This window comes from Enterococcus rivorum (assembly GCF_001742285.1).
In the GTDB taxonomy this organism is placed as follows: Bacteria; Bacillota; Bacilli; order Lactobacillales; family Enterococcaceae; genus Enterococcus_L; species Enterococcus_L rivorum.
The window spans coordinates 1-12,063 of record NZ_MIEK01000023.1 but is presented as its reverse complement, the minus strand read 5'-3'; the positions used below and the strand labels follow the sequence as shown (position 1 = coordinate 12,063).

Below are 12,063 nucleotides of genomic sequence, written 5' to 3'. Positions count from 1 at the left end.
TACTGCTAATATTTTATGGTTCTATTGTTAAGGTCCATACTAAATTTGCTTGATAGTTTTTTAATTGAACTTTATCATTTGACGGAACATTTAATCGGACACCTTCATAACGAGATTCCTTTGGTGTTTTAGTTTCATCATAATCACTTTCTTTATAGTCTGATGAAAAAACAGAAGATGTATACGAATTTAAAGTAAAACCTTCTGTTTTACTATTTAATATGGTTAATGAACTTTTATCACTTGCTAACGGAATTTGTGCATAGGTTCCAAACTTATCTTTTTGTTCCATATTTACTCCATCAATTTTTCCAGATAGATCCTCTGTTTTATATGAAGAATTGGTTAACGTATTTCCATAAAGACGAATTCTACTGTCCGTTAACTGTAGTTTATTATCTGACGTTTTAAAAACATCCTCTTGTTGTACACTGACAGACCATTTTGAATCTCCTTTACCAGATAAGTCTGCTACTTGAATAGAGTGAGGCATATAAAAACCGATTTTCCCTTCATTTTTTGTCCGCTTTTCCATTACTGCTCCATACTCAGATGTCTCTACTTTTGTTTTATTAGAGCCAAATGAAATTGTTGGTAAATGAGTCACATAAACATTTCCTGATTCTGGTAATGGTTTAGGTTTAGTTGGATCTTCTGGATCTACATCTGGATCTAAAGTGCTAGGATCTTTAGGACCTTCTTCTGGTTTTCCTGGTGATGGACGGTCTCCTGCTTCAAATGCTGCATCTGATTTTGTTTGTCCATTGCTTTCTGTTGCATAAACTTCAAGTGAACTTAACCTCATACTTAATAATAAAACTCCACATAATCCACTCACTAATAAATATTTTTTCATTTAAATTTTCTCCCTTTCATTCTGCTATTTTTTATTAAAAATTAATCTATGTTTTTTTAAAATCCATATAGTACTTATGACAACAATTAATGTACCAATGATTATTCCAAATTTCAGCCTATTTTCACCTGTCATAGGTAATTTTTGAGGTTTCGAAGTTGGTTTAGTATTTGGTAAAAGAGCAGGTGGTTCTTCTTCTCCTGTTGTAAAAGTAACCGTTGCTTCTGTTTTTGCATCTTTTGCATTTGCTAACTTCGGTGTGCATGCCATGAAGAAACAAAAAATGATTAGAAAATAAACGATAGCTAGTTGTTTTCGTTTCATTTGATACTCCTCCTTCTATGGACCTTCTGCTAATTCCCAAGTTATTTCTGCCGTATAGGTACCTTTTTCAACTAAACTTCCTTTTGGTACAAAAAATCTTAGCCCTTTATTTCCAGTTTTTTTGTCGTCTAATAGAATATTATAATTTGTAGCTTCATTACTTTTTTTATTTTCATAAATTATTGTCCCTAGTTCATTGATTTCATGAGAATCTTTCCCATCTTCATAGATCAATAATGAACCATTCAATTTTTTTTCATTTTTATTTGAGAAAACTCTACTTAAACTTGCTTGAACACTAATTTGGCCTCTCTTCTTCCCTTCACCCTGATTTTTTTGTCCTCTTTGATCAACAACTGATAATTGGAAGTTTTCTGTACCATTATATTTCAAGGTTTGATCAAACGGTGTAATTTCCCCTTGAGAAAATCCCATTTTATCCGTCACTGTTTTTAACCAAACTAGACCTTTAAACACATACTTAACCGATGTCCCATCTTCTTCGATTAATATTTCACTTTCATGTTCTGGTCGTTGTACTAACTCAAATCCTTTATCTAAAACTGTTTGAATTGTATTTTTGATTTCCTCTTCTTTCGTTAAATCTATATTCGTAAATATATTTCCTGAGAGAAGAACTTTTTGTGCTTGTTCAACACCATCTTCATCTTGAAAAGAAACAACAACATCTGCTATTGAAACTGTTAAGTCAACAACTATTGCATGTGCTACAGATCCGAAATCATCACTATAAATAAACGTAAGTGGAAGATTATTTGACTTCTTTTCATTTTGTATTGCAGATAACTCTTTACTTGAAACACTTAATCCTTTAGAGTTTAAACTATTTGCTAATAATTTACCGTATCTCAAACTATAAACTTCAATGTTACTATGTTGATAACTAAGTTCAACAGTTTCATTTTTTGATTCTTTTGGAACAGTCAAATTGTAATTCTTCCCATAAATCACTTTGTCTTTCTTATCATCAACAGTAGTTTGATCATCTGTAACGAATACCCAGAGTGTTTTATTTATTTTGGCACTTTTATAGGTGATATCTATCGGATATGGCTTTGCTTCGGTTGCATTTCTTAAAGTAGTAACTTGATCAGTATTAGTGAATAGTATCTCTTCGTCATTGAAATGACTACTCACAGCATCTTCATCTATTTCGTGATTTGTCATATTCCAAGCTAATATTTTCCCTATTTTTCTAATATCGTGATTAGTAGATAATGCCCCACTTTGGATATCTTTCAATGATATTGTGAAATTGTGTGCGTCAAAAGCATAGTCATCTGATTTTATAGTTGTATCATTAACTTTATTAGTCCATCTTGACGTAACACTCGCTTGTTTTTGAGAATCTGTTACAAAATATGTTACTAATTGTGGTCCAGGTTTGGTCTGGTCAAATCCCAATGAAAACCAATCAATAGATAATTTTTGATCATTTGGGTTACGATTAATTCGTTTATTTAACCAATTTTGACGTTCCTCTTTTGTTAGCCCAATACTTTCATTAGTTAAGTCTATTGTATCAGTTACTTTTAGTGCATTATCATCAGATAATTTTCCATTTTTTGTCCCTGTAATTAACCAATTGGAAAGACAATTCCAACCCATTTCATTAACAGACACTCTATCATTTAAACTCTTATCAGAAATATCAATTTCCATGTCAGTCACTTTTGAAATTGCGGGTGAAAAGTCTTCATTTTTTTCTATTTCTCCAAAAAACAGATCATTTGGAACTGCTATATGTGGTAGTTTATTTATCCATCCTGTTGTAGGTGGATTAGCAAATGATTTACTCGTAGTCACACCTGAAATGAAATACTTATTCGTATCTTTAATGGGTAATAAATTACTTACGCTTATACGAGCATCGGCTTGTATCGAATTTATACTAGAAATCGCAAAATCTTCATTCATACTTCCCAATACTAAACCTGGTTTACCAATAAAACCATTAAATTCACCAGATAATTCTTCAACGTAACCGTAAAAATCATAAAATGTCCCAAAATCGTTGTTTTTATTTTTAATAATATCTATTTTGGTATTTATAGGATATTCTTTTATCATTGATGTTTTGCCATTAGCCATGTCAAAATTGATTAATTGGCTCGTTTGATTATCCTTAGTTTCTAAAACGGTCAATATCTTTTTATCACTGATATCTAATTGTAAATTGTAGCGTCCTAAAGTTGTCTTAAACCACTGAATATCTCCTGTTGGAGAAAATTTAAATAGATGTTCCATTCTTCTGACAGGAGAATTTACAACTGGGTTACTTGTAAAACCACTAACTAAGTAACCACCATCCGATGTAGATATAATATTTGTTAGTGTAAGACACGCTAGACTTTCTATTGCTTTACTAGCATCTGGATTAATCGTGCCCATGATTGGAAAATGGAACGTAACAATTAGGTTTTCCGTATTAGTTGCAAAATCTATACTTTTAATAGGGAAATCAAAAGGTGTTGTATCAGCGATTTTAGGATCCATCATATAAACGCCTAACTTAACAAGTTTATCGTCATTTATCAAGTTTGTAACTAGATTTGATTCTATTCCAGATTCTGATAATAAATTAAATTTTCCATAAGAAATATTCTCTAAAAAATCATCGAAATAGACAACTCTTTTCTGAACTTCTTTTGAATCTGGTGTGAAACCATCATAGACAATAAACTTTTTACCTTTACTATCTCGAAAAATTTCACTCATGTTACGTGCGAACAATCCATCTGTTTTACTATTTTCTGTTACAGACATTGAATTTCCACCATTAGCCACATTATAACTTTTCAATATTTTTCCACTTGGGGAACTCTTAATGAGATAAATTTGGTCTGTCGTTATACCTGTTACCCACTCATTTGTACCATTTGTCTGAAGAATAACGGATAGATAATTCCCATCTGATCCTAAAATAGCTTTTTTTGTTTGAGAATCTCCATTGCTACTAAGACTTTCTAAATTTTTTTTCTCTATATTCCCTTTTTTTGAAATATTTTGGACATAGTTAGAAAATATTGGCGAAAGGGTTGGTTCGATTATTTTTTTCCCATCATAAGGAACAGGGTATTCTGATTTAGATTCTTTATTAATGATTAGAGGGTTACCGTCATCTGGTTTTGCCAAAATTGGTTCACTAAGATTAAGATAGAACCATCCCGATATTCCTCCTATTAAAAAAATAGTAAATAGATAGAAAAATAATTTTACATTCCATTTTTTTATCATATTTTTATATAATACATCCTGATAATTTCCAAATATATAAGTTTAACTTAATTTAAATAGTATCGGCCCAGATTACCAGTAGATATAAATCCTACTGACATTGGATTCAGAATATATATCCTCCTCTAACTTTTGATTTTTGTAACTCATTCAATCATTTTTCTATTTAAAACATGTTACCTCACCTCCCTACATCTCTTCGATGTTATTATTATACCAATATAAACATATGAATTTTTGTCCGATATTGGGTCTACATTAGACATAAATTCGAAAGGTGATACCTCGTTTACACAAAATATTTTACGCTATCCTGTATATGATATCCTCTAGGTCTACTTTCATTATCGATTGAAATAGTACCATTAGCCCAGAACTCAAGCAAGGATATGGTGTCTACCAAGATTTTCTAGCAGCGGTTCGGACGAAAGATTCTCACTGGTTTCAAGAGCTTTTAAAACAAAACTATTCTCATCTACCAGAGAAATATGCGACAACCATTAAGACGTTTAAACAGTATCAAGAAGGTATTTTAAACGCACTTGAACAGCCATATTCTAACGGTTCCTTAGAGTGTTTGAACAACCACATAAAAGTATTGAAACGAAATGCGTATGGCTTTAGAAGCTTCTATAACTTCAAGCTGAGAATTCTATTAACTTTAGGAACCACCCTATTTCACCCAATGAAAAAGAAAAAGTCAGCAGAGAAATAATTCCTCTACTTCATTTTTCTTCCGTGGCATTATTCTACTGACTTTTCTCTACCAACACTAGTTGACAATGAGCCTTATTTAAATTGAAATTCATTTAAATAAAAGTCCCTTAGAGCCTGTATAAGCGGTGTGAAAGCAAGTCGACACTTAATATGAATGTGAAGAATACTTTCCAGAAATCACTTCGTATTTCTCAGAGTACAGTACTTGTTCCACTCTCAATTTTTAACCATTTAATGATTGAGAGTTTTTTTCAGATTGATCCAATGCTTTATTTATTACTACCTCTACACCAGCTGCGTCTTTTTGTTCGTCCACTTGCTGTGCAAATTTTTGTTTTTCTTCGTTACTTAATGACGTAAAAGTATTAATTTGTTCTTTTATAAATTTTTTCATTTGACTTAATTGTTTTTGATTGTTCGTAGCTGTCAAAGCATCATGATGTGTATCAAATGCTTTATTTACAATTAACTGGATTCCCTCTGTCGTTTGTTGCTCTGCCATTTGACGTAAGAAACCCTTCTTTTCCTCATCACTTAATGAAGTAAATGATTCGATTTGCTTTTTTGCACTCTCTTTTGCAACAATTAATTCTTTTTGATTATTCTGAATAGCTTCATTTTTTGAAAACTGTTCGTATGCTTTATCAACAATTTCATAAATTCCTTTTACCGTTGTTTGTTCATCTACTTTACGTAAAAAGTTCATTCTTTCTTCATTACTTAATGACGTAAATGAATTAATTTGTTGTTTTGCACTTTCTTTTTTAGATGCTAGTTCTTTTTGGGTATTCTGAAAACCTTTATTTTCTTGTTCCTGCATAAATGCTTGTTCCAAAATTTTGTAAACTTCATCTACTATCGTTTGCACTTCTATTTGACGGATAAAATCTGCTTTTTCTCCGCTGCTTAATGCAGATAGAGAATTAATTTGTTGTTTCGCATCGCTTTTCACAGTGTTTAATTCAGTAGGATTACTTTGTTGCGCTTCCTTATTTTTTTGATCTTGCTTCACTGCTATTTCTAACGTGACAGAAACAGACTCTTTCGATATTTGTTCTTCAACTTGACGCACAAAATCTGCTTTTTCTTCATTACTTAATGAAGATAAGAAACCAATTTGTTGTTTTGCAAACTCTTTTGCTTCGGTTAATTCTTTTTGATTACTTTGGACTGATTCATTTTTTAAAGCTTGTGCGCGAGCTTTGTCAATGATTGTATAAATATCTTTTACTAATTTTTGTTCTTGAATTCGATTCAAAAATTCTTCTTTCTCTTTATCGCTTAGTCCAGATAAGAAATTGATTTGTTGTTTCGCATATGTTTTTGCTTCGTTTAATTCATTTTCATCACTTTGAGCTACTCCATTTTTTATAGATTGCTCATATGCTTTTTGAAAAATATTTCCCATCGCCTCAGAGCTTACTTGCTCATCAATTTGGCGGATAAATTCTTCTTTTTCCTCATTACTTAATGTTGTAAATTCATTTATTTGGCCTTTGTAGAATTTTCTTTCCATTCCCAAATCGTTTGTTTTTTGAGCCTTCTTTACGACTTCTTGCAAACCTAAGACTGATTTTTGTGAATCAATTTGTTGTTTAAATTCATTCTTTTCTTGATCAGTTAATGTTTCTAACAAATCAATTTTTTGTTTTTCTTTTATTTTTAACTGCGGAAGCTCTCCTCTTGTTATACTTTCTGCTTGAGCTTTTGACAAAATACTATAAACACCATTCATAGTTGTTTGTACGTCTATTTGTTTTTTAAATTCTTCTTTTTCTTCTTGACTTAGTAATGGTAAGGAATCAATCTCTTTTTGAGCAGCTATTTTTTCTTGTCTTATTCTATTTTCTAAAATAGCATTATTTCTGATCGTATCAACAGCACGAATTGTAGTTTGTTCATCCACTTGCTTTTTGAACGTTTCCTTTTCTTCTTTGCTTAATAATGGTAGACTATCAATTTCTTTTTTAGCAGTTACTTTTCCTTGTCTCATTCTATTTTCTAACGTAGCTTTCTTTAAAACATCTTCAATACCCTTAACTGTGGTTTGTGCATCCACTTGTTTCTTAAATTCAGTTTTTTCTTGTTCATTCAGCAATGAGAAAGAGTCAATTTTTTCTTTTGACGTTACTTTTTTACCCTTAAAATCGTTTAACTCTTTAGCTTGTTTAAACATAGATTTTGTATCTGCCAATGTCGTTTTTTCTTCGATGTTTTTTTGAAAAGTTTCTTTATCTGTTACTGACAAATACTTAAAATCGGCGATTTGATTTTTTAAATTTACTTTTGCATTCACTAATCCCTGTGTTGTTTTTTTCGCCTCTTCAGAAGCAGTTCTTATATTTACAAACAGAAGGACAACATCACGTGTATTGGTCTGCTCATTTATTTTTTGAATAAAATCACTTTTTTCTGTTTTACTAAATACAATACAAGCTGTTACATAGTCAATTGCTGCTTGTTTTTCTAAGTCTGTTTCTCTCTGTTGGTTCAATTGATCCGCAAGACGTAGTATCTTTAAGATACCATCCAAAGTTGTCTGCTTCTCTACTTGGCTACAAAACTCTTGTTTTTCTTCTTCAGTCAAGTGTTCTAGTGATCTAATATAATCTCTCACTTCTTTTTTTGTTGGTTTTGAATCAATAATTTTTTGACTACTCGTTGGTCCATTTTTTGTTTCTGACGCATACGTTGTAGAGCCTGAAACCATTAATCCTAATCCAACCATTGCTCCTAACACGACAGTTGAGGTTACTTTACTTTTCCTTCTTTTTTTCATACATACAGCCTCTTTTCTTTTTTATTTTTTTAATCAGCTTAAGGTAGCCTATCCAAGGCGATTCTTTATTAATAAATTATTTCTACATACTCATATACGATGTATTATTTAATCGGAAATTTCATTCCATAAAACTAAATGATCCTATACATTTTTAGTGTTTATTATTTTCGATTGTTTGTTGATAGGCTATGCTTAGTACGCTATACACACTCCTAACAGCTATTTGTTCGTTCACTTGACGTATAAAATCTTATTTTTCTTCTTTACTTAAAGAGGCATACGTATTAATCTGTCCAATAGCAATGGCTTTAGCATCTGAAGGATTAGTCTGATTATTTATTTGATTGACCAACTGCTGTTTCCCTTCATTACTTAATGCTTTGAAAAAATTAATCTGTTCAATGCATATTTTTTTTGGTTGTTTAAATAGTCTTCCCCACTATTTTTTCCCATTGCAATAGATGTCTTTTGACTTGATGCATGAACAGGTCGGCCTTCACAAACGACCATTCCCAGCATAAAAACAGCTCCTAAAACAATTGTATATTTCAATTTTTTTCCATACTTTTCCATGAATAGCCTCATTTTTTGAGCCTTGGATAGACTACGCTAAGCTGAATAAATTTAGTCGATTTGGTAGGGTACTTCTTTTTCTTTTTGAGTCAGTCCAGGTAAAACCAGTTGGAGTGCCTTGTTAAGATAAATTGGTTTTCTATCGTAAATATCGGACAAAATAATTTTTCCATTATGATCCGTTCTCGGTTCCAATGTATTTTTTTCATTCACCTTGTTTGAATCCGATGAACCAAAGACAATCTCCCAAGTTCCATGTCCAGTGCCTTTTTTCGCTTCAGCTAAATTATATGTCTCCCCAATATTGCGTACACGAACCACATCTTTAGAAACCTTTGGACCATATTTTAAATCTTTAGTTGAATTTACCCAAGAATCATCCAGTTGTAACGCTGCCCCACGCAATTCCTTTTCTTCTTCACTTTGAAACTGATATTCTTGACGCATTTGTAACAACCAACCTGACTTTTCATCGCGCTCATCTGTTATTTGAATATAGTTTCCCCTAGGTGGGGTGGGGCCATGGAATGATTGTGCATTCCCGTAAATAATTTCTGTTTCAGAGGAGACTTTATTTACCCAAAAATCAAAGGTTGGAACAAAATCAATACGTAAATCTCCAGTAGTACTTGGACTAGGACCTGGATCTATCTTTATTTCAGGATGTTCAGGGTCATATAGTCCTTGATCTTTTTCAACATCAAACCTAGTTGATTTGCTTCTATAGGTTGCGGAAAAAAGATTCCGATTGATAGAACCACGATAAATTTTTAAAAAAAGCCTCTTTTATGGTAATTCATTTGTCATCTCCTTCAAACATCTCTACTTTTCTTACTATAGATATGAATAAACCTAGAAATAGTAGAACAATTCCACCCACGAAAAATCCTCTTGATATCTTTTCACCTGTTGATGGTAACTCTTTTAATTTCCCCTCTGGTTTTTTGATACTCTGAAGTGTACTTGTCTCTGTACTCTGTGAAGTACTTGTCTTCGTTTCATTATCATAAAATATTACTTTACCTGTTGTCTCAACTGCTTCCCCTCTGAAGCACAAATGGCTTTCTCTATTATTTGTTTACTACTTTTAAGCTTGAGTAATTGACTTTTGATTAAATAGCTCTGCTTTGTTTGTTTAAAATTTCGGTATCTAGCATGTAACCAACGGATCTTATTGTCCTTATAAAATCCGGATTAACATTGTTCTTTCTCAATTTTTGTCTAATATGAAATACAACATTAGTAACTTTATTCTCTCGAGAAGTTTTCTGTTCATATTCCCAAAGTGTCCTTCCCAATTCATCATATGTTGCAGTTGAATTTTCCCTTTCTACTAGGACATTGAATAGCTGGCACTCTAATTTAGTTAAGTATATCTCTGGAAAATCCTTAAATACTATACTAAGACTACTTAAATTTAATTGGATGTCTGAACTATTAGGTAACCTCAATTCAACACTTATTGGATGATTTTCACTCTTTTTTTTTGTTCCAACTAATCTTAATGTATTCATTATGTTTAAACTTAGTTCTTGTTTACTCAACGTTTTTTCTACAAATACTCCCAATTTTAGCAATACTAACTTTTCTTCATCCGTCATAATTGTTGATACTACCCATATTGGTAAACGACATACACTTTGTATCGTTATAATTTGTTCATAAGTCATTGCTTTTTCATTCTCATTTTCGTAATATAAAGTAATTCCATCTAAAGTAAGTAAATCTATTTGGAATTTCTCTTTTTTTAAAAAAATAAATTCACAACTATTGAAGCTACTGTTCTCTTCCTCTTCCTTGAAAAAATTATCGAATAGCCCTATTTTATACATATTTCTTCGACTCCCTCAATTTGATTAATTTCAAAAAAATATTCTCTTTAACCAGATCATTTTTGTATCCAATTAGGACTTTTAATACTATAATAGGATAGTGATTCTTCTAGTGAGTATTTACTTTAATTACCTAGGCTTTCCTTTGTTACTGTTAATAGAGCATTCATATATTTTTTTGTATACTATCTCAGTTTTTACAAAACTGAGATAGGAACTTATTATTGTTGTTACATAGAGATTTACAGAGACAAGCTGACTAACCTTAGACGGCTATAAAATTTAAATTAAAAATGACCCTCACATTGTGAAGGTCATTTCTCTTCTATTTCGTTGCTTCAGTTTGTTTGATTGAAATCATTAATTGATCAATTTTGTCCATTGCAGTAACTCTATTGTCATAGATGGAGTATGCATATGTATCTAAAGTCATTTTAGTCGAACTATGTCCCAATATTTTACTTAAAGTGACTATGTCTATGCCTGTTTCAATCGCTCTTGTTGCAAATGAATGTCGAAGCATATGGAAGTGAATCCCTTCTAAAGACGCTTTCTTGAGAATCGCTTTAAAACGATAATTGATTAATCGAGGTTCCATTATTTGACCTTTGTATGAAAAAACAAAAGCACTTGTAGAATTACTTTTTTTCTCTATTAGGTACTGTTTTAAATTTTCAGCTAAAGGTATTTTCCGATAAGAAGTAGCTGTTTTGGGCTTGGTTATGAGGATCTTCGTCTTCTTTTCCAAGTCATTCACACTAATTCTGGTGACTGTCTGACGAACAGATAGTGTATTTTCTTCAAAATCTATATCTGTCCAACGCAAACCACTGAGCTCCCCTATCCTCATCCCAGTGTATAAGGCAACAATAATCGGAGAGCACTCTTTTTCTGATAGGGCAATCGTTTCAATTTCTAAATGCTCTTTTCGAGATAAGGCACGCACTTCTTTCTTTAACAACTTGGGTAAGATAATATTTTTGCATGGATTATTTTCAATATATCCTTCACGTACTGCAGCATTTAGAGCCTTACGAAGTAGGTTAAATATATTTCTAATACTACCAGCGCTCATCCCTTTTTCTAATAATAAGTGTAAAAAATCAGTACAGTGACGTTCTGATAATTTATAGAGTGGACAATTATAGAAATAAGGTGCAATGTGATTTCTTATGATACGATAATATTTGGAATATGTCGTTTCTTTCAAATACAATTTGCCCGAAGTATTTAACCAAAATTCCATGTAATTCGGAAGGTTATCATAATAAGTAATCGTTTTTTGTTGATAGGTTTGAAATTTAGCTTTTAATATGTTTAATTTTTCTTTCGTTTCTTTGTAAGTCTTAGAATAGACATAGCCATATTGAATTGCTCCGTTTACTTGTCTATTTTTGATGTAACGTCCTTCCCAACGACCATCTTTTCTTTTGTAAATATTTTCCCCACGTTTTGGCATAATGCATTATTCCTTTCCTGTAAAATGACGGCTATCTTGACGGCGTAAAATCAGGTGTAATTTCAGCCTTTTTTTCAAGATAATATGTTTTTTTGGTATATAAAACATATTTAAGCCCTTTATTTAGTATAAATTTTAAATATATCTTGACTGATAAACATATTTCAGGTTAAGATGTGTATACAAGTTGATTTTTTATGTCTAAAATATGTTTAAAATAAAAAAATAAGAAGGATATCTCAGTTTTGTAAAAACTGAGATA

The 12,063-nt window shown here is 31.5% G+C and carries 9 protein-coding genes and 1 pseudogene; 1 reads left to right on the top strand and 9 read right to left on the bottom strand.

What is annotated here, in order from left to right; all coding sequences use genetic code 11:
- Window positions 1–13: 13 nt before the first annotated feature.
- From BCR26_RS08650 to BCR26_RS08640, 3 genes are read right to left on the bottom strand one after another with little or no spacing between them, the layout of a single operon-like run.
- Window positions 14–856, bottom strand: a complete 843-nt coding sequence (locus BCR26_RS08650; protein ID WP_069698586.1) for a WxL domain-containing protein — start codon at window positions 854–856, stop codon at window positions 14–16.
- Window positions 857–880: 24 nt separating this feature from the next.
- Window positions 881–1,180 (bottom strand): LPXTG cell wall anchor domain-containing protein, encoded by a 300-nt coding sequence (locus BCR26_RS08645; protein WP_069698585.1) that lies wholly within the window; start codon window positions 1,178–1,180, stop codon window positions 881–883.
- Between the two features lie 15 nt (window positions 1,181–1,195).
- Entirely contained in the window at window positions 1,196–4,438 is a 3,243-nt protein-coding gene (locus tag BCR26_RS08640) for a hypothetical protein (protein ID WP_069698584.1), read from the bottom strand.
- A gap of 370 nt (window positions 4,439–4,808) precedes the next feature.
- Between BCR26_RS08640 and BCR26_RS18010 the strand changes: the two are divergent.
- Window positions 4,809–5,153, top strand: a pseudogene (locus BCR26_RS18010) (transposase); the annotation flags it as partial.
- A gap of 225 nt (window positions 5,154–5,378) precedes the next feature.
- Here the strand turns inward: BCR26_RS18010 and BCR26_RS08635 are convergent.
- The 6 genes from BCR26_RS08635 to BCR26_RS08610 form a co-directional block, all read right to left on the bottom strand.
- Window positions 5,379–7,934, bottom strand: a complete 2,556-nt coding sequence (locus tag BCR26_RS08635; protein ID WP_069698583.1) for a GA module-containing protein — start codon at window positions 7,932–7,934, stop codon at window positions 5,379–5,381.
- Between the two features lie 375 nt (window positions 7,935–8,309).
- Complete coding sequence (locus BCR26_RS08630; protein ID WP_069698582.1) at window positions 8,310–8,510, bottom strand: hypothetical protein; 201 nt, start codon at window positions 8,508–8,510, stop codon at window positions 8,310–8,312.
- Window positions 8,511–8,561: 51 nt separating this feature from the next.
- Window positions 8,562–9,263, bottom strand: coding sequence for a WxL domain-containing protein (locus BCR26_RS18005; protein ID WP_281186473.1), 702 nt, complete (start codon window positions 9,261–9,263; stop codon window positions 8,562–8,564).
- A 43-nt stretch (window positions 9,264–9,306) separates the two neighbouring features.
- The gene (locus BCR26_RS08620) at window positions 9,307–9,567 is read right to left on the bottom strand and encodes an LPXTG cell wall anchor domain-containing protein (RefSeq protein WP_069698580.1); all 261 of its coding nucleotides are present in this window, start codon (window positions 9,565–9,567) and stop codon (window positions 9,307–9,309) included.
- Between the two features lie 55 nt (window positions 9,568–9,622).
- On the bottom strand, window positions 9,623–10,342 hold the full coding sequence (locus BCR26_RS08615) for a winged helix-turn-helix domain-containing protein (RefSeq protein ID WP_069698579.1): 720 nt from the start codon (window positions 10,340–10,342) through the stop codon (window positions 9,623–9,625).
- Between the two features lie 325 nt (window positions 10,343–10,667).
- Entirely contained in the window at window positions 10,668–11,801 is a 1,134-nt protein-coding gene (locus BCR26_RS08610; RefSeq protein ID WP_069698578.1) for a tyrosine-type recombinase/integrase, read from the bottom strand.
- Window positions 11,802–12,063 lie beyond the last annotated feature (262 nt).

Bases quoted from the DNA above. Each gene is read 5' to 3' on its own strand.
- BCR26_RS08615 (WP_069698579.1), bottom strand. From the start codon at position 10,342: ATGTATAAAATAGGGCTATTCGATAATTTTTTCAAGGAAGAGGAAGAG.
- BCR26_RS08630 (WP_069698582.1), bottom strand. From the start codon at position 8,510: ATGGAAAAGTATGGAAAAAAATTGAAATATACAATTGTTTTAGGAGCT.
- BCR26_RS08610 (WP_069698578.1), bottom strand. From the start codon at position 11,801: ATGCCAAAACGTGGGGAAAATATTTACAAAAGAAAAGATGGTCGTTGG.
- BCR26_RS08635 (WP_069698583.1), bottom strand. From the start codon at position 7,934: ATGAAAAAAAGAAGGAAAAGTAAAGTAACCTCAACTGTCGTGTTAGGA.
- BCR26_RS08640 (WP_069698584.1), bottom strand. From the start codon at position 4,438: ATGATAAAAAAATGGAATGTAAAATTATTTTTCTATCTATTTACTATT.
- BCR26_RS08650 (WP_069698586.1), bottom strand. From the start codon at position 856: ATGAAAAAATATTTATTAGTGAGTGGATTATGTGGAGTTTTATTATTA.
- BCR26_RS08645 (WP_069698585.1), bottom strand. From the start codon at position 1,180: ATGAAACGAAAACAACTAGCTATCGTTTATTTTCTAATCATTTTTTGT.